Consider the following 22815-nt stretch of genomic DNA (forward strand, 5'->3'; position numbering starts at 1 on the left):
CATCTGGACGAGGTCTTCGTGAAGATCAATGGCGAGACGCACTACCTATGGCGGGCTGTGGATCACGAAGGCGAGGTGCTGGAAAGTTATGTGACCAAGCGCCGTGACCGCAAAGCTGCGTTGAAATTCCTCAGAAAATCAATGAAACGCTACGGTCAACCTGAATCCATCGTGACGGACAAACTGCGGTCTTATGGCGCGGCGATGAGAGTTGTCGGGAACGGTAGTCGGCAAAAGACCGGCCGCTGGCTGAACAATCGGGCCGAGAATTCCCATCTGCCATTTCGACGCCGAGAACGTGCGATGCTCCGCTTCAGGCAAATGCGATGTTTGCAGAAGTTCGCCGCAGTTCATTCTTCCGTCCACAACCATTTCAATCAGGAACGCGCCCTCTACAGCAGAGACAATTTCAAGCTCAACCGCGCCGCTGCTCTCTCCGAGTGGCGCCAACTTTGTTCAGCATAAGTTCCGGCATTTAGGGGTAAACAGAGACTGGTTCGAATTGGTCTGACAGCACCCTGCGGACGTTTCTTGCCGGGCATTTTTCGGGACTCCTGTTTTACAGGATGGATTGGGCCAGCACCTTCGGGAGGAGGTGAAGATGCTGGCCCTTCTGCGTTGGCGCTCCCTGTTATGTTTTTTCGCCGCCGCTCGTACTGGCTTACTCTGGGAGGAGCGAGAACCAGCACTTTTCGTGTGTCCTTAGAATCTGAAAGCCCGCTCGGTCAGTCGTTGGCCATCAGTTTTTCGGCGTAGTTCGGTATGTCGGAACGCGAAATTCCGATCTGGGCCAGCTGATGATCACTCATGTTCGAGAGCGTCGACATCATCCGAGCCATTTGAAGCGTCTTCAAAGCAATGCGTGCTTTGGTCAGCGCGCTTCGCCCAACCTGCGCTAATACCGCGCCGATGGCGGCAGGTGCATGAAGGCGCGCAGGCTTATCTGTATGCGAACTAAACGCCATATGCCGCCTCCAAGGCCAGTCTCTTGATGTTGCCGCGCGGGATTCCCAAATCTCTCAGATCTCGATCCGTAAGCCTTGAAAGCTCATGGTAGGTCGCGCGATAGACTTTGCGCCGCGCGAGCGCCTTCGAGAAATGGTCGCGTTTGTGCTCAAAGGATGTGCGGGCAGCATCCAAAACGACATCTAGCCCACTGTTTGATCGCGTTATTGCCATAATAGTGCCTCATCTCTTGCTGCGGCGCAGTATTCATGCTGCACTGCAGAAGTACGCGCATTTGGTAGCGCTCACAATTTGTCAGTTTGGCAAAGGACCCGTGCCGAATTGGAACAGGCAGGCGAAGCGATATGGATATTTCAGCACAAATGCTGATTTTTGCGACTGTTGTCGAAGAGGGTAGTATCTCCGCAGCCGCAAGATCGGTCGGGCAGACACCCTCGGCTGTCAGCAAGCAGATCGGTTTGCTTGAAGATCAGGTGCACTATCGCCTGCTCAACCGCTCAAGGACGGGCGTGTCTCCGACGCAAGAAGGCCAGGAGTTCTATGAAAAATGCAGAGAGATGGCCGAAAAATTCAAAGAGGCAGAGGCGCTGATCCTGAATCTCGACGGCGTTCCGCGTGGCAATCTCAGGATCGTTTGCAGCGTCGCGTTTGGGAAGTCTCAACTTATTCCGGTGCTGCCCAAGTTCATGGAAGAGAACCCGGAGGTTCAAATTTCCCTGGACCTGACAGATCGCGAAGTCGATTTGCAAAGCGAGGGTTTTGATGCGGCAATTTGCTTTGCCGAGCAGCGCCAGAACCCCGAAATCGTGGTGCGTCGGATTATGAAAAGCAGCCGGGTGCTGTGTGCCGCACCCGCCTATTTAGAACGCTGTGGAATGCCGACCAATTTTGCTCAACTGGCTGAGCATAACTGCCTGAGACTGGCCGGAACCAGTAAACGAAATTCATGGAATAACGTCGAGCCAATCGACGGCGACAAGTTTGAAGCCCAAGGCAGTTTCGAGGGAAACAGCACGGATGTCGTATTTCGCGCAGCACTCGCCGGGATCGGGATCGCGCGTTTACCCTGCTACATGACGCGTCAGAAGTTCCAGTCGGGAGAGTTGGTCCGTGTCATGCCTGAACACGCACCACCCAGCACCGACATCGTCGTGATGTTTGCTGAACGGCGCAACCTTGCGCCAAAAACCCGCGCATTTGTTGATTTCCTGGTGCGCCATTTTCGGGATGAGCCTGAGTATCAAATGACAGGCTCCTGAGCGCCACGTCATGGGTTGAATTTTTGAAGGAACGATTTGTGACGAAAGACACGTTGGAAACAGGAAGAGAGCTTTCTGAACACCTCAATCCCGGGATGGAGGAAGCCCTGAATGCGCGCTATGGTCATCTGCTTCCCGGAATGGCAGAAGGCGTGGTCGATTTCGCCTATGGGCGGCAATACGCGCGCCCGGGCCTTCCCTTGCGTGACAGATACTTGGCAACAATCGCCGCTTTGACTGCACTCGGTGGCCAGACAAAGCCCCAATTGATGGTGAACATAGCTGGCGGGCGCAAAGCTGGCCTTTCTCAACAAGAAATCGCTGAAGTCATCTGGCAGATGGCGCTCTACGGAGGTTTTCCAGCCGCGATCAACGGACTGAATGCGGCACTTGAAGTCTTTGGAGAGGAAAACAGCTGAAGGTCTGGTTTGGGGAAAATTGCTGCGCCACAAAGAGACTGCCTGCCGCACCTGCGATAGCTTGCTGCGTCAGCGAACACCCGGATGGGCAACGACGGCTTCGTCCGCAAAGTGGTCGTTCATGCCCAGTGCAGCGAACGACCTCATTGAGCCCAAAGCGGTCAGTCAAAAAGCAAGAATAACGGGCATTCTACTAATTATTTGGTGAATACCAGATCGGCGACGTATATGCGCGCTCTTGTCCGATCAATGTCGCTTCTTCGGGAATGTCAGCGCCTAGACGCACTTTGTCGTAAACGACCCAGCGTGGCGTCGGGATTTCAATGACGCGAGCGTAGTAAAACGCGTGCTCGGACGAATCAAAATCTGGGTCTGTCCAGACCGTTCCTAGCTCTGAAGCGCCGATGGTGTTGATATAGTTTGCTGCTTCCAGATCGACCGTATTTCCTACAGCTGGCAGTTTACCGTTAGCGTCCAGTTCACGTTCATCCGACCACGCCACATCATAGACTTTTTCGGACAAGTTCTCGTCGCTGTCCATCCAGCCTTTAACGATCTGGATGCGATCAAGATTGGCTCCGATGGGATCGCGCAATGCATAGACCATGAAGGTTGGCGCATCGGACGTTGCCGGGCGCAGATCACCACCCATCGGAACACCCTTTTCGTATCCAACAAAGGCTGGAGCGCGAGACCTCATGTCATCCTCGTCGAACTTCCATCCCCCAAAGAACCGCACGGCCATGCGCGGACCTGTTGTGGCATAAACCTCACGGCGCACCATGGCATCCCACAGACTGGCCCGCGTGTTCTCTTCGGCCCAGACACCTGTGTAGCCTGACGCCACCAATGACCAACCTGGGAAAACGCCATTTTCTGTTTCGGTGAACGGATGCGACGCGCGGGTCAACGATGGCTCGGCATTTGTCGCTTTACCAAAGTAATTGTCGCTGTCAGCGGTTGCCAGCGATGTATGGCTGTCCGTCGCGCCGGACAAGCCAAATTTGTATGGGTTTACGCCCGTGCGCGCCTCGATGGCGAACCCCTGCTTAAGTGCCTCACGCGCATATTCGCCTGCAAGCATATCTGGCGTTTTAGCTTCAGTTAGATCGAGGTTGCCCGCATCCCATGTTTCGTAATTCGCAAACTCGTCATCGGGGCTAAGTGCGGGGTGCGCCTCGCCGTCTCCCTTGATCTGGGTGATTTCGTAGAGCGGTTCCCATCTCATCCGYGCCATTGCATAGGCTTCGTCCACGGGTTCGCCATTGTAACGTGTTTCAGATGGGAACATGATGCCGTTTGACAGGTTTCCGTTGTGCGCGAGTGCAAAAGCTTGTCCACCCGTATCGGCCTCATAGGCCTCCAACCATTTGTACAAGTCCATTGGGTCTGTAGAGCCGATGGGCGCCTGCGTSGTCATAGGTTGGACYTGTTTKACCCGGTCTGCATTGTCACGAAAAATGATATTGCGGTGCATGTTGTTGCCCCGGATCAGCGAYGTCCACTCAAAGCCGTGGAAAGCYGTGAAGTCTCCCGGATCGTTGAACGATTCCACRGTAGCGATCATGTCTTCCCAGACMGAGGCATAGATGGGCGATCCGGGAGAATAATCTGCGATCAARTCCGGATCCATGTTCCCTTGAGAGAACGTAGTGATCAGGTCCAGAGCTGCTGCAGCAGACGCCTCACCGCCTTCTTGCAGACCTTTTGCCCAGCGRGAGCCCTGTTCTGACTCCRTGATGTTGGGAGAACCTTTAGCCAAGTCGGTGATCATGCCCATTCCATCAGAGTGTTCCGTTGTYACGATCCAGTCTAGCGRTCGCGCCAGCTTAACACGCTGCCCTGTGGCCGAGACGACCTCTTCGCCTCGCGCAAACCGAAGCATTGTGTCCAGATCGGTCGTGTTCCCGAAAAGACCGGCGTCCATGGAAAGACCGGTGTGAATATGAGTATCGCCCCAAAATACGCGCGATGGAAAGCTGCGTTGAGCATTGGGTGAATAGGCTTTGCCGGGGTAAAGGTCTTGAAGGGACTGTTCCGAGGGTACGAACTGCGCGTTCGCTGCGCCCGAAATGACAAATATGGAAGAGAACAAAGTGGAACTTAGGTACTTGAGCATAATAAACCTCCAATGACTTGTTGAAATCAAAACGCGTTTTTCACGAAAGCCACAAATTCAGACCCGATGATAATGCGTCATTGTTATCATGTCTTCGAATTTCCGATTTGTCCGCAAAGCGGACATGCATCGCGATTTTGGGAACGTCTGCCTCGAGCCCAATGCAGACGTTCCCAAAACTCTTGAAAGAGGCCGTGCAAACGTATTGAGAATTCTAAAGTTCAGGAAGTCAATCTGCGACGATTTTGATTGGAACCCCGGCTAACATACCACCAAGGCTGCCCGCCGGAACATCCGGGTTGAGCTGTCGAGCCTTCAACCCGCGGCCTATGACCTGCACCAACTCTGGAGATCCAGCAAATTTGGTGTGGCTCCCTGCTGCAGAGTCATCGATTTGGCTAAGATCTATAACCACCACGCCCAAGTCACTTAACTGCGCGACATCTGAAGATCCGACACGCTCAACGCCACCAGACAGTGTTCGAGAAATCTTGAGAATTCGATCGTCCTTGGCGACCAAAACGAAAATTCGAGAAAAGTCCGTTTCAATTTGTCGAAGTTGAGAGCGAAACAAATCAATATCTATGTCCGGTGATGCCAAAACTACCGAACCTAGACGACCACTGCGATTGAAACGACCACTTAGGTCGGCCTGAACGATTCCTTCCATTACCAAAAGTGAACCCATGGAATGCGCGAATATATCAACGGTGCGAGCGTTAGTTCTTGCCACGATTTCAAATGTTGGCTTCAGCTGTTCTCTGGCTACCAAGGCGCTATTCAAATCGTAGACATACTTCGCAGGTTTAGCTCCGGAGGCCCAAGTAAATAGTATGGGAATACCGTTGAAATTTGTGTCTTCTACAAACTGGGCCATCCGAAGTACTGCTTCGCTCGTTGTATTGTTGTACCCGTGCACAAAGAACATAATGGTTCTGTCCGCAGGCGCACGTTTCAAAAGCTCCCTATTAATATCTTTTACAAATGCTGAATCGGCTTCGTATACAACTGGGTCGACTACTGCGAACTCTTTGCTCGGATCAGGAGGCAGTCGTCTCGGCGCTTCTAGCTGTCCGGGTAGATGGTTTGGTGGAATGGACACAACTACCGAAGCCAATCCAACATTCGGTGCACGCTCATCGTTGTAAAAAATGTCCACCACTTCCGATGCTTCTCTTGTCGTCATAATGAAGATTTTCTGGCGACTTGCGCCAGAAATGCTTGAAGTCGGAAATTTGGGATTGTCCACGCCAATCAAATCAGGTGTGCGACCGCAGGAAGCGACTAATACCAAAATCAATAGTGCCGCTAGTATCGGGAAAAAAGAGATACCAAAATCAAGCGAAAAAATTCTATCTGGTGTTCGGTATGCCATAGATTGCCTTGCTTGCTGCTTTTGAGTTTCAAAACCCACCATTCAACTAAGACCAATGCCTATATGACAACTTCATGACGACGAAGATCGGCCAAGTACATCAAGCGAAGATCCAAATGTGGCCATTGGATTTGATATTAAGAGAAGGTCTTTTAGATGTCTGCATTTTTTGTACGGCGGATTCCATGCCGGATGCAGCGAATGTCTACTCCAAACCCAAAGCTGTCGTATTTGATGGAGAAAAACCTCTCAAAAGAGTTCACAAATTGATCCTGGGTTCAAAGAGCCGCCATTGATGTTGCAATGTCCAAGCGGCGGCTTGTCCCGCACAGCAGACGTTCAGTCGCTTTGTTTAAACGTCCGCTTCGAGCCCAAAGTGTTTATTGCTGCGACAGTTCTGAAGGTCCGCAAAGCATCTTTGGCCGGAATACTCAGATTTGTACATTTTTGGTCTTCAGTTTTGCTTCAAGCTCCAAAATTTTGGCTTGCAGCGATGACATCTGTTGATCCGCTTCCGCGCGCGTGAAACGGGGCGTGATGTATTGTGGGCAGTTCCAGTCGAATGCCTCGACAGATATCCGTAATCCTCGTTCTGTACGCGCCCTGTGACGGTCGTCCAGCGACAGCTTTTTCAAGGTGCCCAGATCAGCAGGATCAATTGTATGAACCCTGCCCAGCAATTTGAGGCGGGTTTTGTTCGGGTAATCCATGAAGAACAGCGACACACGCTCGTTCTGGCTTATGTTGCCGACACTTACGTATTGCCGATTGCCGCGATAGTCGGCAAATCCCAGCGTTCTGTCGTCCAGTATCTTCACAAATCCAACTGGACCACCGCGATGTTGGACATATGGCCAACCCGTTTCGCTGACGGTTGCCATGTAAAAACTGTCGCGCGCGGCAATGAACTGGGCTTCGTTTGGGCCCAGAACGTCGTTGTAGTCGTCACCAACGTCCATTCGCGAATATGCGATGCGCGACCCATGGTCGGACTGGATGTTTTTCACGGCGTCCGTGAAGGCGAGTTCGGCGAATTTGTGTCCCATTTGACGGACCCTTTTGAGTTGAAGATTTTTTTGGCCGAGATGTGATACCCTAGGCTAGACAAACAGCCACCAAGAATTGCGCTCACTTTCGGTGATGCGCGGATCATTTGGGCTAGCGAAACGGTGCAGGGTGGCCCCTGCACCGAATTGGCTTAGTTGGTCAGGTTCTTGGACAGGAATGTCCGGATGGTTGCCGCAACCTCAGGGCCGTGGGATTCAAGGATGAAGTGACCGCCGTCAATCAGATGCAGTTCCGCATCCGGCAGATCGCGAAGGTAGGGTGTTGCCCCTTCTGCTGGAAAGATGAAATCGTTCTCACCCCAGACGATCAACGTGGGTGGTTGATTGGCGCGGAAGAACTCCTGGAATTCTGGGTAGAGATCGACGTTTGTGCGGTAATCATAAAACAGGTCTAGCTGGATTTCCTGATTTCTAGGCCGATCAAGATAGGCCTGATCCAGCATCCACGCATCCGGGCTGACGCGGTTCAGATGGGTTTCGGGCACCCCATGGGTGTATTGCCATTCGGTCGCACCGATATTCAGGAAGCCGCGCAAGGGCTCACGATTTTCAACGGTCGGATCGGCCCAGTAGGTGCGGAACACATCCCAGAACTCCAGCAGGCCTTCTTCATAAGCATTGCCGTTCTGAATGATAAGCGCCTCGATTGCCTGTGGCTCTTTCAAGGCAAGGCGGTATCCGACTGGTGCGCCGTAATCCATCACGTAAAGGCTGTAGGACGTCAGTTTCAAAGTGTCGGTAAACGCGTCCATCAAAGCTGCATAGTTGGCAAAGCTGTATTCAAATTCGCTGGTGTCTGGCATCGCGCTGCGCCCAAAGCCGGGATAATCCGGTGCAATCACGTGATAGCTGTCCGCCAGTTCGGGAATGAGATCGCGATACTGTTGTGACGACGTAGGGAAACCGTGCAACAACAGCAAAGTAGGAGCATTTTCATCACCGGCTTCGCGGTAGAAGATTTCCTGCCCGTCAATATTCACAGTATTGTAGCGAACCGCGTCTTGGCCAATCCCACTGAAAGCAGCGGGTGACGTTGCAGTTTCTTCCGCAAAGGTTGCCGTTGCGTGCGGCACCGACAGCGCCAATGCGATGAGGCCGGACAAAAGGGTCGGCTTGATCGAGTTCATTTTCATTTCTTTATCCTTCGAGATGGGCCGCGTTTTAGGGAGCGTTGCTGCGGGTTCTGAACAACAGATAGCGACCTTCCAATAGTGAAATAATAATGATAATTGTGAATTCATTATTGCAAAAAGTGGAATAAATGGACCGCATCCAACAAATGGAAGTTTTTGCTGCCATCAATGACACCGGCAGTTTCGTGCAGGCCGCCAACCGCCTTCGCATGTCGCCACCGGCTGTTACGCGGGCAATGAATGCGCTGGAGGCCAGGTTGGGCGTTCAGTTGCTGACACGATCCACCCGTCAATTGACGCTTACTGATGCCGGAACGCGATTTTTGATCGCAGCCCGTCAGCTACTGACAGAAATCGAGTCAGCCGAAAAGCTGGCCGTTGGCGAAGAAGGCGTAGCGCAGGGCCATTTGACGGTTTCGGCGTCGTTGGCATTCAGCAGGGTGATAGCCGCCCCAGTCATTCGATCATTTCTGGTCTCGTATCCACGGATTTCAGTTTCATTGATTGCGGTCGACCGGGTGACGAATATTGTCGAAGAGGGAATTGATGTCGCGATAAGAATTGGTGAATTGCCGGATTCCAACCTTATGGCAAAGCGACTGGGCGTTGTACGCCGTCTTTTTGTCGCCAGCCCAGAATATCTGAATCGCCGGGGTACTCCGAACGATCCATCGGAGCTAAAGCGGCATTCCATCATCGGGTTCACCGGGATCATGACCAGCTATGACTGGCACTACACGCACGGCAAATCACGGGGGCACGTTCACTTGCATCCCCGGCTTGAAGTGAACGATGCATCCACGGCCTTGACCGCCGCGACCGCTGGCGAGGGCATAACAATGGCCTTGTCATACATGGTTACCGACGCAATCCGTTCCGGTCGGCTCGTGCCTGTGCTGGTAGAATACCTGCCACCTGCGGAGCCGATCCACCTTGTGTATCCACAAAGCAAAATTGTCGCCCCAAAGGTTCGGGCGTTTGTGGATTTTGCTGCAGACCCGCTAACCGCAGCTATTGAGCAATCGCAACTTGTACTGAGTTAGTAGAACTTCAAGCCACTCATTTGACCGCGGCATTCGAAACAATATCAAATCCCGAAAATCAGCCGTTGCAATTCAAATTCCGGCACTGTCAGAAGAAACTTATTGAGGCGGGCAGGGCGAGCACTTAGCGTCGCAGGATGACAAGACGCAGCCCTTTTCGCTACTTCAAGACGAGCCCCGAGATCATTCGTCTGGCCGTCATGATGTATGTTCGGTTTCCGCTTTCGCTTTGCAATGTTGAAGATCTTTTGCACGAGCGCGGCATCGAGATCAGCCACGAAACTGTGCGTTATTGGTGGAACAGATTTGGCCCGATATTCGCGGCAGAGATCCGCAGAAACAGGGTCAATCGGATGCGATCTTATTCGAACTGGCAGTGGCATCTGGACGAGGTCTTCGTGAAGATCAATGGCGAGACGCACTACCTATGGCGGGCTGTGGATCACGAAGGCGAGGTGCTGGAAAGTTATGTGACCAAGCGCCGTGACCGCAAAGCTGCGTTGAAATTCCTCAGAAAATCAATGAAACGCTACGGTCAACCTGAATCCATCGTGACGGACAAACTGCGGTCTTATGGCGCGGCGATGAGAGTTGTCGGGAACGGTAGTCGGCAAGAGACCAGCCGCTGGCTGAACAATCGGGCCGAGAATTCCCATCTGCCATTTCGACGACGAGAACGTGCGATGCTCCGCTTCAGGCAAATGCGATGTTTGCAGAAGTTCGCCGCAGTTCATTCTTCCGTCCACAACCATTTCAATCAGGAACGCGCCCTCTACAGCAGAGAAAATTTCAAGCTCAACCGCGCCGCTGCTCTCTCCGAGTGGCGCCAACTTTGTTCAGCATAAGTTCCGGCATTTAGGGGTAAACAGAGACTGGTTCGAATTGGTCTGACAGCACCGCTTTTTCTACTCTTTCAGTTCTCAACATGTTTGGTCCATCGGTGTCATGTAGCAAGTCAGTCCAAACATTTGGGCAAGTAGAGTTCCTACGCCATGATTTGAATCAATGAGACATGTACGTTGCGGTAATAGAAACATCGAGGTCAGAAAGCGCCCGGGTTTGGGATATGGTATCTGCTGAGAATCTTGGCGCTGCACGAACGTTGGTTGAGGTTAGTGTGCGGTCTTCCTGTAGGTCGAAATTCGCGCCATGCGGTGTTTTTGCGATCCAAAAATTTGGACTGATTGAATGATCAAGTACTACCTACCGGTCGCAATTGGCGCGCTACTAATTGCCTTTTGGGTAAGTCCTGACGCGCAGGTGGTTGCAGCTGGGATCGCTATCTTTTTGTTTGGCATGCTTATGCTTGAAGACGGCTTCAAGCTACTTGGAGGCGGAACACTAGAACGAATGCTTCAGCGGGCGACAAAATCCGTTTCGCGATCTCTCTTATTCGGTTTCGTCTCTACTGCGTTGTTGCAGTCCAGCTCACTGGTTTCGGTCATAACGATTTCGTTTTTAAGTGCGGACCTTATTTCTCTGGTCGGTGGGGTGGGGATAATCTTTGGGGCCAATATCGGAACGACGACGGGTGCGTGGTTGGTCGCCGGGCTAGGATTAAAGGTGAATATTGCAACCTATGCCATGCCAATTATCGGCCTTAGCATAATTCTTGTGTTTCAGAAGCCGAAGGTGCTCCGTGGGATTGGTTACGCCCTTGGAGGACTGGGTTTTCTGTTTTTAGGCATTCATTACATGAAAGAGGGTTTCGACGCGTTCAAGGACCAGGTCGACCTAATGCGATTTGCTTTGTCGGGATTTTGGGGGCTGGTGGTCTATTGTTTGTTGGGGACTGCCGCAACCGTGATTATGCAGTCGAGCCACGCGACGATGGTGCTTACTCTCACCGCGCTTGCCGCTTCACAAATAAGCTATGAAAACGCGCTGGCTCTGGCGATCGGGGCTAATATTGGAACCACGATTACGGCGATTATTGGCTCGATCAGCGCCAATTTTCAGGGGAAGCGACTCGCATTGGCGCACCTGATCTTCAATACAACGACTGCGGCGGTAGCTTTGGTTTTCATAGTCCCGCTGAGTGAGACGGTTGACCTGATCAGTGGTACCGTGGGCATCGGTGCGGAAGATTATGCTCTGAAGTTGGCGGTGTTCCATACCATCTTTAACGTGCTCGGCGTCTTGCTCATGTTACCATTGATGCGTTGGCTGATCTCCTTTCTTGAACGCAGTATCGTCGAACCAACCCCCGATGTCAGTCAACCGCGGTACTTGAACGATGCGGCCGATGATTTCCCGCAAACTCTTGAGATCGCACTTCGAAAGGAAGTCATGCATCTCTACGAAAACGCGATGACGTTGATCTTGCATGGCCTGAATCTGCATAAGAAGGATGTACTTGGCGCGAACAGCGTTGCAGAGGTGGTTCGCAGCAGTCGAACACCTACCGACATGGATATCGAGGAAAGCTACCGGCGCAAGATCAAGACGCTCTATTCTGCCATTGTCGAATTCTCGACGCGCGTCGGGGAAAAACGTGTCGAACCAGACGTTGCGGAGCGTGTTTATGCACTGAGGGATATCGCCGGTGACATCGTTCAAGCGGTTAAGTCGGTCAAACACCTGCGAAAGAATATCTTGCGTCACACTGTACGGTTTTCCGGGAGTGCAACCGAACTGTATGATGACCTCCGTACTGAAATTGCCAGAATACTCGTCGAAATTCAAAAACTTGAAGACGCAGAACCGGATGAGCGTAGTGCGCTCTGGCTTGATCAGGAACGTGCACAAGTAGAAGAAGATGCCCGGACCGCTGCGCGCCGTGTAGAACAGCTCATTCGAAAAAACCAACTCACTCCCGATGCCGCAACTTCATTTCTCAACGACTCGGACTATGCCTATAGCGCGATGCGTAAGCTGATCGAAGCAGCGAGAACCTTTTACATCGAACGAGACAGCGCTATGGCCGAAGTCGAACGTTTGTTGGCTTTGGAAGAAGAAGAACTGGGTGAGTATAAGATTGAAACCGATGCGCGCTCTAAGGAAGACGAATCCAAAAAACGTCACAGTAAAGTCGTAGAAAGCAAATAGCATGCTGAAATTTTGCGACGATCTGCGGGAGGGTATTAAGATGGGATTGAAAAAACTTGCCGAAAAAATGGTCGAGTACAACTCGCGTCTTGAGGCAGGCAAAGCGGAGAAAATTAAATCCAGCCATGTTCAAAAAGTACTCAAGAAGCTGCGTAGGAAGGCAGCAGATCTTGAGGCCGAAATTCATATGGAGAAGAATTCTGATAGGAAAGCCAGGCTGGTTCGAAAACTCGGAACAGCGCACGAGAGCGTCAAACGGGCGGAGTGGCTATTGAGGGAGATCGACTAATACGCTGGTCCTGCCTTTAGAAATTGGTTTGAGGCGTGCTGAGGGCCTTGTCAGAGTAACTTGACTTGAGCGGGGCAGGGCGGTTGCGTAGCGTTCGACCATGACCAAACCTGCCTCATTCAAATACTTCAAAACCAGTCCTGAAATCATCCGTCTGGCGGTCATGTTGTATATCCGGTTTCCGCTTTCGTTTCGGAATGTCGAAGATCTCCTTCACGAGCGCGGGATCGATGTGAGCCATGAAACTGTCCGCTACTGGTGGAACAGGTTCGGTCCGATGTTTGCTTCTGAGATCCGAAGAAAGCGGGTGCAGCAACTGCGTGCATTCTCGAAATGGAAGTGGCACGTAGACGAGGTTTTTGTGAAGGTGAATGGCAAGAGACATTATCTGTGGCGAGCCGTAGATCATGAAGGTGAAGTGCTTGAAGCCGTCGTTACTAAACGCCGGAACAAAGCTGCGGCATTGAAATTTCTCAAGAAATTGATGAAGCGCCATGGCTGTGCCGAAGAAATCGTTACCGACCGTTTTGCGTCTTACAAAGCAGCGCTAGGAGAATTGGGTGCGCTCGAAAAGCAAAAGACGGGCAGGTGGCTCAACAACCGCGTTGAGAATTCACACCTCCCATTTCGACGAAGAGAACGAGCCATGCAACGTTTCCGGCGCATGCGAAGTTTGCAGAAATTCGCCGCCGTCCATTCCTCTGTCTACAACCATTTCAACCAGGAAAGATCGCTCTCCAGCCGAGACACCTTCAAGCTGACACGCACCGCCGCTCTTGCCGAGTGGCGCGAACTTGGCGCGGAATAAAGGGCAGCGTCACTGGCCCAACAGAGACGAGTTCGAATTCGTCTGACAGCACCTTTGCTACTATACCTGAATCCTATGCGGTTTCGGCGCAGCAGACGTGTCGCAGAACCTGCGCGACGTTGCTCATGAAGGTGTCATCATAGCCGGCGTCGTTTTCGAGAACGCTCAGGAACGCGCATGACGTGCCAGTGACCGTGTCCACCATCAGGAACTGGCCACCGTAACCGGCATGCGCAACCACCCGTCCGTCGGTCATGATATGGTTGGAGTAGCGCAGCCATTCTTTTGGCGGTGTCAGAGATGGTGCTGAGCGGGTCAGGCTTTGGCGGAGGAAACTTGCATTGGCACATGCGTTTCCAGACAGATCAAGACCGCCGCGCGCAAGAAATAGGCCAAACCGTGCGAGATCCCGAGCACTCAGGCAACCCCCACCGGAAAAGGCAGGGAAACCATCTTTGCTCAGGCTGATGTGAAAGGCGCCCTCGTAACCAACGGCATCTGCAATCCGTTCAATTTGTGCTGTAAGTGGGACGGGGCAAACCTGCGCTGCGATCAATGTCAGCACATCTGTGTTGGCCGACTTGTACTCCGCTACTGTTCGCGCCTCTGTCTCTCTGAACCCCCTAATTCTGGAAGCAAAGTCCTTGAGCGAGATTTCCTCCTGATCCTCGGTGGGTAGGCGCCAGCCCAGGGCAATCTCTTCATCATAGCAATCCGCATGCGGGTCATCATAGTCTTCGGTAAAATCATTGCTGACTGCCATATCCAGGAGAGCCTGAACGTTAGCCTCGCGGTAGCCAGATCCAATATCGGGCAAATACTGTGCAACCTTTGCGTCAGGCGAGACGAACCCTTGGCCGATCAACTGTCCCATAATCAGGTGAATGTGCAGTTTTGTAATGGATTGGATCGAATGCGGTCGGTCTGTCCCAAAATCTGGTGCGGCCTGTTCCATGATCACCTGCCCGTCCCGTAGGCAGCAAAACGCAGAGAAGGCGGGATGTGCCAGAAGGTCCGCCAACGCGGGCACGGTTGCTGTCAGGTCCTGGTGGGCCTCTTCGAGCATCAACACATTTCGCGAACGCACCATCAGAGTGCGTCGGAACAGGCGGTGCGCGTTGTGAAATCCATGGCGGCGGTGGGCAGGCTGATTCCAACGCTGCTTGTTGTCTGGCCCCACGGTCAGATCGGGGTTGGGGGCTACCTTCAACCTGCTCATGTGCAATTCTCGTGGATCAACGCGTCGACGGCGACAACGTGGTCAGCATAGACAAACATCGGATTGATCTCAATTTCGCTGACCTTTTCGCGGGCCTGCAGGAAAGCATCACAAAGGTCGTTCAGCACGGTGACCACCTTGTTTATATCGGCGCGTGGACGGCCTCGAAAGCCTTCCAACAGGTGAAAAATCTTGAGCGATTTCAGAGCACTGGCGATATCGTCCTGCGTGGAGGGCAGAAGGACCGTTGTGGCATCCCCAACCAGTTCGGTCAAAACTCCGCCACTGCCCAGCACCAGTGCTGCGCCAAACTGCGGGTCATTGCGCAAGGTGACAATCATCTCTGCAACAGGCGTGGGCGACATGGCCTCAATCAGGTAGCTATCGCTCACGGCCTGCTTATCATAGGCAGTGACAGCCGTGTTCATTTGATCAAGTGCTTGCTTTAACGCGGCGCCATCGGCAATGCCCAGAGCAACCGCGCCTGCCTCACTCTTGTGGGCCAGCCGGGTAGACATCATCTTGAGCGCGACCGGATAGCCGATCTTTTTTGCGGCCACCTCGGCTTTTTGAGCCGTCGTTGTCCGGCCCGAAGGGACCGTGAAACCGCGCTCTGCAAGCCAGGCCTTGCCCGCGTCCTCAGTCAGCATGCCGAGTGAGCCAGGCGGGGTTCCGGCAATCAGTGGCTCCGGCCTTGTCGCCAGAATGCGATTACGTCGCGCGGCCCAAATGCTGGCGCTTTGCATGGCGTTGAGCGTTTCGTGAATGCCCTGCATCGGCGCGACTCCGATCGAGATCAGATAACGGCGGGTGACCTTGTCCAGATTCTCCGGCAGGGTCGCACAAATCGCTGCCGGGATTCCGCGATCGCAGGCAGCCTGTGCAAAGGCGCTGGCATCGTTTTGGTAATAGATCTTGGAGGCATCTAGCCCTTCTGCAGGATAGTCCTGCACCAGAACTGCCGCTTCGGCCCCTACGGCGTCCATCGCTTTGACGAAGACCGGATAGGTCAATTCGGCCTGCCCCCAGATCGGTGTGGTGTAATCCAGCGGGTTTGACACTGTTGCGATGTCTGGCAGCAGATCCACCAGGGCCGCATGCTCCGTTGCGCGGACAGCCGAGAACGTGAGCCCGATCTTTTCCGCGTGATCGGCCAGCATCGTCGCGCCGCCCCCCGAACAGGTGAAACCCGCAACGCTTGGCCCCTTGGGCGCGCCGACCACACAAAGGTACTTCAGCGTTTCCAGAAACTGCGCGGGGCTGGTGACACTGATCACGCCCGTGCGCGCAAACAACGCCTCATAGAGCGCGTCTGACCCCGACAGCGATCCCGTGTGACTGACAGTCAGAGCCGCGCCGATTGAAGAGCTGCCTGTCTTGAGCGCAACCACAGCCACGCCTCGCTCAATGGCTTTCAGGGCGGCGCGTTCAAAGGCGGGAATATCTTGAAGGCCCTCAATATGCAGCCCGATAGCACGCACTGCCGGGTCATCAGCGAAGGCGTCAAGAAAGTCCTCTAACCCCAGAACCGCCTGATTGCCTGCCGATACCATGTATGCCAGTGGCAAGGAGCGCGCAGACATGGTGATGTCAGAGGAAAACATGCCCGATTGGGTGACAATCGCTGCACCGTAACCGGGTGACCAGCCACCGTGTTCGAAAGACCAAAGTGCTACGTTGTCGATGTAGTTGATCAAACCGTAACAATTGGGACCGATGAGGGCCATGTCACCGGTTGCCTCGATCAGCGCCTGTTCTGCCGCCGCATCGCCGGTTTCCTTGAATCCTGCAGAAAAACAGACCACGCCACCGACGCCCATCTCAGCCAATTCGCCCAATGCGGCGACAATACCACCTGCGGGAATGGCCAGATAGACAGCATCAGGCGCTTCAGGCAGATCAGCGATACAGGGCACGCAAGGCACCCCCTTCAGATCTGTTCGCCTGGGGTTCACCGCCCACATTTGCCCTGCAAACCCACGCCTGCGCGCCTCTCTTACGGCAATGGTCGCATCCCGCCCGCCGATAAAAGCGATGGAGCGCGGCTTGAGAAGCCGCTCAAAGTTGGCGCGTCTCTTTGGGGTCATGCACCCAGGGGCCGCAGGATGGAGCGTGTGATGATGTGGCGTTGAATTTCAGAGGTGCCGTCCCAGATCCGCTCAAGTCGGCTGTCGCGCCAGAAGCGTTGGATCGGCATTTCCTCCATCAGCCCCATGCCACCGTAGATCTGCACCGCATCATCGGCGATCTTGCCCAGCATTTCTGAACAAAAGACCTTGATCATCGCCGCATCCGCATCGCTCATCACGCCCTGTTCGGCTCGCGCCACGGCGTCTTTGACCATTAGGTCGGCTGCGCGCAATCCAATAGCGCCATCTGCAAGCCGGAAACCGGTGGCCTGAAACGCCCCGATGGGTTTGCCAAACTGCTTTCGGGACGCGGCCCATTCGGTGGCCATCTCCAGTATGCGCTCCGCCTTGCCACAACAGGTCGCCCCCACCCAGATGCGCCCCATGCCCAGCCATTTGCCAGAGAGTTCAAGACCACGCCCTTCTTCCCCCAGCACCTGCCCCGGACCAAGGCGCACATTATCGAAGTGCAGTTCAAACGTCTTGTAGCCGCGATAGCTGACACATTTGGTGCCTTCGCGGCAGTCAAAGCCCGGTGTGCCAACGTCCACCAAAAAGGCCGTCACCCGTTTGCGCGGTCCACGTGGCGTTTCGTCAGCACCCGTCGCAGCAAAAACGATCGCAAAATCGGGCATACAGGGGCCAGAGATGAAATGCTTTGAACCATTCAGGATCCAGTCATCTCCATCCCGCCGGGCGTTGGTTTTCATACCCATTACGTCCGACCCCGCGTCCGGTTCCGTCAGGGCGAACAACTCTCGTTTTTCACCGCGCACCGCGGGGAAAAGGTAACGTTCGCGCTGATCGCCCTCGCAAGCCATGAGCAGTTCCGTGGGACGCGCAGCCCAGCTTTGCAGGGCATGGCTGGTCTTGCCGTACTCGCGTTCAATCAAGGACATAGGCCCGTAACCAAGGCCTCCGCCCCCGACCTCTTCGGGCAAGTTGCAGGCAAACAGTCCCAACTCCTGGGCCTTCGCCTCAATCTGACGGCCAATCTCTTCGGGGACATAGCCCATCTGGTCCACTTCCTCCTCGTGTGGATACATTTCTGTTTCCACAAAGCGGCGGACGGTGCTGATCAGCAGGTCGGTTTCAACACTGGCTTCCATGTTCATAAGGCGCCTCCTTTATGGGGCTTCGGACTTGTCGTTACGACGGGACATGATCGAAAAGATCACGAAGGCAATAAGCGTGATGGCGATCAACACCACAGCGGCGGCGGCTACCGTCGGATCGGTGTTTTCGCGGATGCCGTTCCACATGCGACGCGGCAGGGTGTAGACGGTGTATTTGGAGATGAACAGCGTCACGACAATTTCATCCCAGCTGAGAATGAAGGCAAAAAGCGCTCCGGCAAAGACCCCCGGTTTGATTGAGGGCAGGATCACCAGGCGCATTGTGGTCCAGTTCGAAGCACCAAGGTTCTTGGAGGCTTGTTCCAATTTGGGATCAAAGGTCGCCAGCGAGGCGCTGACTGTGATCAGCACCATGGGGGCTGCCAAGATCGTATGCGCGAGGATCAGCCCGGCGTAGCTGTCCAACAGGCCAAGCGGGATCCACAGTCGATAGAACGCCATGGCAGAAATGATCTGCGGGATGATCAGCGGCAGCAGCAGGAAGGCGCGCATCAGCTCGGAATACTTTGAGGATACCCGCCACAGGCCAATGGCACAGAGCGTGCCAAGGAATGTTGCCAGCAGTGAGGTCGAGACTGCGATCACGCCACTTTGGAAAAAGCTCGACAGCCATTCCTCGGAAGTGAACAGCTTTTGAAAATGGCGCAGGGACAATTCGCCCTTTGGCATAGACAGAAAACGCTTTGGCGTCAGTGACACGGGAATGGCGATCAGCGCGGGCGTCACCAGAAACAGCAACAAAACCCATGCGCCCACGCGGTTGAACTTGGAGAACAGACCTGATGTCATCGTGCAGCCCCCCCAAACACGGTGCTGAGCTTCATGAAACGCGACATGATCCACAGCATCGCCAGAACGCCCGTCAGCATGATTGCCGCCAGCATCGCGGCTGTGCCCCACTTCAGGGTGACCAGCAATTGCACAGAAATGTACTCTGCCACCATGAGCACTTTGCCACCGCCTAATACGGCAGGGGTGACGTAAAACCCAAGGCTCAGGATGAAGACCAGCAGGGTCGAAGCCACCAACCCTGGCAGGGTCAGTGGCAGGTAAATGCGCCAGAAGGTCTGCGTGCTGCTGGCGCCCAGATTGCGCGAGGCATCCATCACACGCGTATCAAGCGATTGCATCGAGACCAGCAGTGGCAGTACCGCATAGGGGATCATGTAATGCACCATGCCGATCAGCACGCCCAACTCATTGCGCATAAAGGCGATGGGCTCGGCAATCAGTCCAATGTTTTCCAGCGTACCGTTCACCAACCCTTTGCGCCCCAGCAGCATCAGCCAGCTAAAAGTGCGCACAAGGATGGAAATCCAAAAGGACACAAGAAGCAACGTCAGCATGTAGTTCTTCTGGCGTTGGTGGCAGTGCACCATGGCATAGGCGATGGAATAGCCTAGCGTGACACTGAACATCGTGGTGATGATGCAGATGCGCACCGTAGTCCAGACAATGCGGATCAGCGCATCGCTTTCCGCCAGTTTGGCGTAATTACTCAATCCAGGTTCCGGGTCCGTGACGCTGAGCCACAGGATGTTCAGGATCGGCCCCAGATAGAGCGCTATGACCATCAGCATCAAAGGTGCGATGATCAGCCAGCCGGGGTGGATATGTCGGGTGAAGGCTTGCATGAAATGTCCTGGGCCAAATCGATGGCCGCCCGCAGGAAGACACGGGCGGCTATCAGGCGTGTTTAGCTGATCGCCTCAAGGAAGGCGTTCACCGCATCACCGCCGTTTTTCCCCCACCAGTCGGGATCGTTATAAACGATTTTGTCGATGTTCATTGCCGAGGTGATCGCATAAGGCTGCTGATCTTCGGGGATCTGGCCGAAGGCTTCGGGGTTAGAGGGCGTCATACCAAGGCAATCAAGCAGCGCCAGCTGTGCAGGCACCTCTTGCGCTGTGGCGATGAAGTCCATTACGGCCGCACCTGCGGGGTTGCCCTTGGGCACGATATAGGCCCCCGGCATCGCCATGGCCTGATTGTTCACCAGCTTGTAGCGCCCATCGGTGTCATTTTCGATGTTACGTCCCCGGTTCTGCCAGACCATGCCGAGCGAGACTTCGCCATTCACTACCATGGAATGCGCCTCGGACCCTGAGCCCCAGTAAAGGCTGTTGTCCTTGATCGATTTGATCTTGGCGAGGGCGCGATCCATGTCCAACGGGTAAAGCGCATCGCCCGCAACGCCATCCGCCATAAGTGCTGCTTCGAGCGAGCCATTGGCCCATTTGTACAGCGAGCGCATGCCCGGGAATTTGGCGGTATCAAAGAAATCCGCCCAGTTCTGCGGGGGATTATCGCCATAGGCTTCGGTGTCATAGACAAAGGCATAGCCATAAAGGATGATCGAAACCCCATATTCCAGCGCATAGCCTGGCAGGGTCTTTTCCTTGGAAACAACAGAGTAATCAATTGGTTCCAGATGGCCTGTTGGCCCAAGGGACACGGCATTGAAAAGGTCTGCGTCCGCAACGTCGGCAGTGACATTGCCGCTGTCGACCATTTCCTTGATCTTGCCTTCCAGAGGGCCGGAGGTGTCAAATTTCAGTCCCTTGCCAGTCTTGGCGGTGAAGGCATCGCCAATGGCGGAGCCGTGGCATTCTTCAGACTGGCCACCCCAGTTCCACATCACCACGTGATCAGCAGCGGCTTCGGCATCACCTGCCATCACGGCGCTCATCGCCACGCCCGAGGCACCACAAAGCGCCAGGAACGTGCGGCGATCCATGCGGCCTTTCTTGTAGGCCTGCGCGCTGTCTTGCAGCATCTCTTTCTTGAATTGTCTATCGTGCATTTTCATCCTCCTATTGGGTTCGGGAGTTCCCGGACTTTTGCTCAATGGCACCTTTTGGCGGCACACGTTTTTGGGGCTTTAGCCCGTTTGTAATTCCACAGCAGCTTCGTCTTTCCACAACAGGTCCACGGTATCGCCTTCGTTCAAGGCTTCGCTGTTGCGCCAGACATCGATGTCCACTTCGATTTCGGTACCATCGCTGGCATCCACGATGACGCGCTGCATTGAACCAAAGTAGGTAATAGAGCGCACCACCCCACTCGTCCGTGCCTCCGCATGGCCCGCGCCTTTGCGCAGGTCGATTTTTTCGGGACGCAGGGCGTAAGTTTTGCCGTCTTGCTGAATGAAGTTGGATTTGCCCAAGAAACTGGCCGTGAACTGGTTCACTGGCTGCTCATAGAGCTCCTGAGGCGTACCAATCTGTTCAATCGCCCCGTCGCGCATGATCACGATGCGGTCCGACATGGACAGCGCTTCTTCCTGATCATGGGTGACGTAGATGAAGGTCGTGCCAACTCGGCGGTGAATATCCTTGAGTTGCTCCTGCACCTCGACCCGCAGTTTCTTGTCAAGCGCGCCAAGCGGTTCGTCCAACAGCAACACCGGTGGCGCAAAACACAGCGCACGTGCCAGCGCGACGCGCTGTTGCTGCCCGCCGGACAGCTGCCCCGGCTTGCGGTCCGCGAAATCCTGCAGCTGAACCAATTCCAGCATCTCGTCGACCCGCGCCCTAATCTCTGACGTGGGACGTTTGCGCACACTCAAGGCGTATCCGATGTTGTCTCGCACGCTCATATGGGGGAACAGCGCGTAGCCCTGAAATACCATGCCAAAATTGCGTTTTTCCGCGGGGGTTTGCGCGATGGAGGACCCATCCAGCGCAATGTCCCCTTCAGAGATATCGAGGAACCCCGCGATCATCATTAACAGCGTGGTCTTGCCCGACCCCGAGGGGCCCAGCAGAGTCAGAAACTCACCTTTCTGAATATCCAGACTGATGTTGTTGACTGCCCGGAATGTCCCGAACAGTTTCGAGACATTACGCACCTGCAAACTGCCTGTATCGGCGAGGTCAGCCATCCGCGCCTCTCAACTTCAGCTTGTTGCGCGCCTCTTGCGGGGTCAGCACACGCCCCCCCATGCGCTCAATGATCTCGCGGGCACGGGTGACAAGCTGGCCGTTGGTCGCCAGAACCCCGCGCTCCAAATAGATGTTGTCCTCCAGCCCTACGCGCACATTGCCACCCAACGCGACAGAGGCCGCTGCCATGGGCATTTGACCGCGTCCAATCCCGAAGCTGGCCCAGCTGGCCCCGGCAGGCAGTTGCGCTTTCATGGCAGCCATGGTTTCGACGGTCTGATCCGCGCCCCAGGGAATGCCCAGACAAAGCTGGAACATGGGAGGCGCATCAATCAGCCCCTCATCCACCATCGCCTTGGCGAAGCGGATATGGCCAAGGTCAAAGACTTCCAGTTCCGGCTTCACCCCCCATTCCTGCACCAATGCCGCCATACGCCGCAGTGTTGGCGGGGTAGAGATATAGATCATGTCCGTGTCAGAGAAATTCAGTGTCCCGCAATCCAGTGAACATATATCGGGCAAGCATTCCTTGATGTGAGCGAGCCGTTCCTCGGGGCCGATCATGTCCGTGCCGGGGCCCGGCATCGCTGGGTTGGCCGGGTCCGAGATCCAGTCGCCGCCCATCCCGGCGGTCACATTGATCACCACATCGGTGTCACTGTCGCGCACCCGGTCCACGATTTCCTTGAAAAGCTTCGGGTCGCGTGAGCCTTGGCCCGTCTCGGGATCACGCGCGTGAATATGCGCGGCGGAGGCCCCTGCCTTGGCCGCCTCAATCGCCGCATTAGCGATCTCTTTCGGCGTGACGGGCACATGCGGACTTTTGCCCGTGGTATCGCCCGCGCCAGTCACGGCGCAAGTCAGGACAACCTCATAGTTCATCTGGCAAACCCCCTATTTTTTTCAGCTTGACGCGGGAAA

23 protein-coding genes are annotated in these 22815 nt (G+C 54.5%); 9 read left to right on the forward strand and 14 right to left on the reverse strand.

Annotated features, from left to right (window positions below; genetic code table 11):
• Nucleotides 1-465: DDE-type integrase/transposase/recombinase (locus DHN12_RS22765; RefSeq protein ID WP_108862239.1), on the forward strand; the 465-nt coding region annotated here is incomplete at its 5' end.
• Nucleotides 466-725: 260 nt separating this feature from the next.
• Here the strand turns inward: DHN12_RS22765 and DHN12_RS22770 are convergent.
• Both DHN12_RS22770 and DHN12_RS22775 read right to left on the reverse strand, forming a co-directional pair.
• Nucleotides 726-965 carry a DUF1127 domain-containing protein gene (locus tag DHN12_RS22770; RefSeq protein ID WP_108862240.1) on the reverse strand — a complete coding sequence of 80 codons (240 nt, stop codon included), beginning with the start codon at nt 963-965 and terminating at the stop codon, nt 726-728.
• The gene (locus DHN12_RS22775; RefSeq protein ID WP_108862241.1) at nt 955-1179 is read right to left on the reverse strand and encodes a DUF1127 domain-containing protein; all 225 of its coding nucleotides are present in this window, start codon (nt 1177-1179) and stop codon (nt 955-957) included. The genes DHN12_RS22770 and DHN12_RS22775 overlap by 11 nt, the downstream gene beginning before the upstream one ends.
• A 131-nt stretch (nt 1180-1310) precedes the next feature.
• Between DHN12_RS22775 and DHN12_RS22780 the strand changes: the two genes are divergently transcribed.
• The gene (locus DHN12_RS22780) at nt 1311-2225 is read left to right on the forward strand and encodes a LysR family transcriptional regulator (RefSeq protein ID WP_108862242.1); all 915 of its coding nucleotides are present in this window, start codon (nt 1311-1313) and stop codon (nt 2223-2225) included.
• A 95-nt stretch (nt 2226-2320) separates the two neighbouring features.
• Nucleotides 2321-2644 (forward strand): carboxymuconolactone decarboxylase family protein, encoded by a 324-nt coding sequence (locus tag DHN12_RS22785; protein WP_108862243.1) that lies wholly within the window; start codon nt 2321-2323, stop codon nt 2642-2644.
• A 193-nt stretch (nt 2645-2837) separates the two neighbouring features.
• Here the strand turns inward: DHN12_RS22785 and DHN12_RS22790 are convergent, their stop codons facing one another.
• Together DHN12_RS22790 and DHN12_RS22795 are read right to left on the reverse strand one after the other, a co-directional pair.
• The gene (locus DHN12_RS22790; protein ID WP_108862244.1) at nt 2838-4763 is read right to left on the reverse strand and encodes a DUF3604 domain-containing protein; all 1926 of its coding nucleotides are present in this window, start codon (nt 4761-4763) and stop codon (nt 2838-2840) included.
• A gap of 229 nt (nt 4764-4992) precedes the next feature.
• A complete protein-coding gene (locus DHN12_RS22795) occupies nt 4993-6138 on the reverse strand; it encodes an alpha/beta hydrolase (protein WP_159090183.1) in 1146 nt (381 codons plus the stop codon).
• Nucleotides 6139-6212: 74 nt separating this feature from the next.
• On the opposite strand from DHN12_RS22795, the gene DHN12_RS24540 reads away from it, so the two are divergent.
• Nucleotides 6213-6434, forward strand: coding sequence for a hypothetical protein (locus DHN12_RS24540; protein WP_159090185.1), 222 nt, complete (start codon nt 6213-6215; stop codon nt 6432-6434).
• Nucleotides 6435-6569: 135 nt separating this feature from the next.
• Here the strand turns inward: DHN12_RS24540 and DHN12_RS22800 are convergent, their stop codons facing one another.
• Both DHN12_RS22800 and DHN12_RS22805 read right to left on the reverse strand, forming a co-directional pair.
• Nucleotides 6570-7184 (reverse strand): pyridoxamine 5'-phosphate oxidase family protein, encoded by a 615-nt coding sequence (locus DHN12_RS22800; protein ID WP_108862246.1) that lies wholly within the window; start codon nt 7182-7184, stop codon nt 6570-6572.
• 152 nt (nt 7185-7336) lie between these two features.
• Nucleotides 7337-8338: an alpha/beta fold hydrolase gene (locus tag DHN12_RS22805; protein WP_199913572.1), complete on the reverse strand. Its 1002-nt coding sequence runs from the start codon at nt 8336-8338 to the stop codon at nt 7337-7339.
• Nucleotides 8339-8466: 128 nt separating this feature from the next.
• On the opposite strand from DHN12_RS22805, the gene DHN12_RS22810 reads away from it, so the two are divergent.
• The 5 genes from DHN12_RS22810 to DHN12_RS22830 all read left to right on the forward strand — a co-directional run bounded on the left by DHN12_RS22810 (nt 8467) and on the right by DHN12_RS22830 (nt 13526).
• Nucleotides 8467-9381 (forward strand): LysR family transcriptional regulator, encoded by a 915-nt coding sequence (locus tag DHN12_RS22810; protein ID WP_108862247.1) that lies wholly within the window; start codon nt 8467-8469, stop codon nt 9379-9381.
• A 137-nt stretch (nt 9382-9518) separates the two neighbouring features.
• Complete coding sequence (locus DHN12_RS22815) at nt 9519-10226, forward strand: IS6 family transposase (protein ID WP_108862248.1); 708 nt, start codon at nt 9519-9521, stop codon at nt 10224-10226.
• A gap of 343 nt (nt 10227-10569) precedes the next feature.
• Nucleotides 10570-12429, forward strand: coding sequence for a Na/Pi cotransporter family protein (locus DHN12_RS22820; protein WP_108862249.1), 1860 nt, complete (start codon nt 10570-10572; stop codon nt 12427-12429).
• A gap of 40 nt (nt 12430-12469) precedes the next feature.
• Nucleotides 12470-12718 carry a hypothetical protein gene (locus tag DHN12_RS22825; protein WP_159090187.1) on the forward strand — a complete coding sequence of 83 codons (249 nt, stop codon included), beginning with the start codon at nt 12470-12472 and terminating at the stop codon, nt 12716-12718.
• Nucleotides 12719-12818: 100 nt separating this feature from the next.
• Entirely contained in the window at nt 12819-13526 is a 708-nt protein-coding gene (locus DHN12_RS22830; RefSeq protein WP_108862251.1) for an IS6 family transposase, read from the forward strand.
• 73 nt (nt 13527-13599) lie between these two features.
• On the opposite strand, the gene DHN12_RS22835 is transcribed toward DHN12_RS22830, so the two are convergent.
• From DHN12_RS22835 to DHN12_RS22870, 8 genes are all read right to left on the reverse strand, one after another.
• Nucleotides 13600-14745, reverse strand: coding sequence for a serine hydrolase (locus DHN12_RS22835; protein WP_108862252.1), 1146 nt, complete (start codon nt 14743-14745; stop codon nt 13600-13602).
• Nucleotides 14742-16832 (reverse strand): acetate--CoA ligase family protein, encoded by a 2091-nt coding sequence (locus DHN12_RS22840; RefSeq protein ID WP_108862253.1) that lies wholly within the window; start codon nt 16830-16832, stop codon nt 14742-14744. Before DHN12_RS22840 ends, DHN12_RS22835 begins: the two co-directional genes overlap by 4 nt.
• On the reverse strand, nt 16829-17989 hold the full coding sequence (locus DHN12_RS22845; protein WP_199913573.1) for an acyl-CoA dehydrogenase family protein: 1161 nt from the start codon (nt 17987-17989) through the stop codon (nt 16829-16831). Before DHN12_RS22845 ends, DHN12_RS22840 begins: the two co-directional genes overlap by 4 nt.
• Nucleotides 17990-18001: 12 nt before the next feature.
• On the reverse strand, nt 18002-18799 hold the full coding sequence (locus DHN12_RS22850) for an ABC transporter permease (RefSeq protein WP_108862254.1): 798 nt from the start codon (nt 18797-18799) through the stop codon (nt 18002-18004).
• Nucleotides 18796-19644 (reverse strand): ABC transporter permease, encoded by an 849-nt coding sequence (locus DHN12_RS22855; RefSeq protein WP_058272685.1) that lies wholly within the window; start codon nt 19642-19644, stop codon nt 18796-18798. Before DHN12_RS22855 ends, DHN12_RS22850 begins: the two co-directional genes overlap by 4 nt.
• 62 nt (nt 19645-19706) lie before the next feature.
• On the reverse strand, nt 19707-20813 hold the full coding sequence (locus tag DHN12_RS22860; RefSeq protein WP_058272769.1) for an extracellular solute-binding protein: 1107 nt from the start codon (nt 20811-20813) through the stop codon (nt 19707-19709).
• Nucleotides 20814-20891: 78 nt separating this feature from the next.
• Complete coding sequence (locus DHN12_RS22865) at nt 20892-21893, reverse strand: ABC transporter ATP-binding protein (RefSeq protein WP_082649217.1); 1002 nt, start codon at nt 21891-21893, stop codon at nt 20892-20894.
• Nucleotides 21886-22776, reverse strand: coding sequence for a 3-keto-5-aminohexanoate cleavage protein (locus tag DHN12_RS22870; protein WP_058272684.1), 891 nt, complete (start codon nt 22774-22776; stop codon nt 21886-21888). The genes DHN12_RS22865 and DHN12_RS22870 overlap by 8 nt, the downstream gene beginning before the upstream one ends.
• Between the last annotated feature and the right edge of the window lie 39 nt (nt 22777-22815).

Source organism: Ruegeria sp. Alg231-54, assembly GCF_900143525.1.
Taxonomy (GTDB): Bacteria; Pseudomonadota; Alphaproteobacteria; order Rhodobacterales; family Rhodobacteraceae; genus Ruegeria.

Coding starts and splice junctions, on each gene's coding strand:
- DHN12_RS22770 (WP_108862240.1), bottom strand. CDS start 965: ATGGCGTTTAGTTCGCATACAGATAAGCCTGCGCGCCTTCATGCACCT.
- DHN12_RS22775 (WP_108862241.1), bottom strand. CDS start 1,179: ATGGCAATAACGCGATCAAACAGTGGGCTAGATGTCGTTTTGGATGCT.
- DHN12_RS22780 (WP_108862242.1), top strand. CDS start 1,311: ATGGATATTTCAGCACAAATGCTGATTTTTGCGACTGTTGTCGAAGAG.
- DHN12_RS22785 (WP_108862243.1), top strand. CDS start 2,321: ATGGAGGAAGCCCTGAATGCGCGCTATGGTCATCTGCTTCCCGGAATG.
- DHN12_RS22795 (WP_159090183.1), bottom strand. CDS start 6,138: ATGGCATACCGAACACCAGATAGAATTTTTTCGCTTGATTTTGGTATC.
- DHN12_RS24540 (WP_159090185.1), top strand. CDS start 6,213: ATGACGACGAAGATCGGCCAAGTACATCAAGCGAAGATCCAAATGTGG.
- DHN12_RS22800 (WP_108862246.1), bottom strand. CDS start 7,184: ATGGGACACAAATTCGCCGAACTCGCCTTCACGGACGCCGTGAAAAAC.
- DHN12_RS22805 (WP_199913572.1), bottom strand. CDS start 8,338: ATGAAAATGAACTCGATCAAGCCGACCCTTTTGTCCGGCCTCATCGCA.
- DHN12_RS22810 (WP_108862247.1), top strand. CDS start 8,467: ATGGACCGCATCCAACAAATGGAAGTTTTTGCTGCCATCAATGACACC.
- DHN12_RS22815 (WP_108862248.1), top strand. CDS start 9,519: ATGACAAGACGCAGCCCTTTTCGCTACTTCAAGACGAGCCCCGAGATC.
- DHN12_RS22820 (WP_108862249.1), top strand. CDS start 10,570: ATGATCAAGTACTACCTACCGGTCGCAATTGGCGCGCTACTAATTGCC.
- DHN12_RS22825 (WP_159090187.1), top strand. CDS start 12,470: ATGGGATTGAAAAAACTTGCCGAAAAAATGGTCGAGTACAACTCGCGT.
- DHN12_RS22830 (WP_108862251.1), top strand. CDS start 12,819: ATGACCAAACCTGCCTCATTCAAATACTTCAAAACCAGTCCTGAAATC.
- DHN12_RS22835 (WP_108862252.1), bottom strand. CDS start 14,745: ATGAGCAGGTTGAAGGTAGCCCCCAACCCCGATCTGACCGTGGGGCCA.
- DHN12_RS22840 (WP_108862253.1), bottom strand. CDS start 16,832: ATGACCCCAAAGAGACGCGCCAACTTTGAGCGGCTTCTCAAGCCGCGC.
- DHN12_RS22845 (WP_199913573.1), bottom strand. CDS start 17,989: ATGAACATGGAAGCCAGTGTTGAAACCGACCTGCTGATCAGCACCGTC.
- DHN12_RS22850 (WP_108862254.1), bottom strand. CDS start 18,799: ATGACATCAGGTCTGTTCTCCAAGTTCAACCGCGTGGGCGCATGGGTT.
- DHN12_RS22855 (WP_058272685.1), bottom strand. CDS start 19,644: ATGCAAGCCTTCACCCGACATATCCACCCCGGCTGGCTGATCATCGCA.
- DHN12_RS22860 (WP_058272769.1), bottom strand. CDS start 20,813: ATGCACGATAGACAATTCAAGAAAGAGATGCTGCAAGACAGCGCGCAG.
- DHN12_RS22865 (WP_082649217.1), bottom strand. CDS start 21,893: ATGGCTGACCTCGCCGATACAGGCAGTTTGCAGGTGCGTAATGTCTCG.
- DHN12_RS22870 (WP_058272684.1), bottom strand. CDS start 22,776: ATGAACTATGAGGTTGTCCTGACTTGCGCCGTGACTGGCGCGGGCGAT.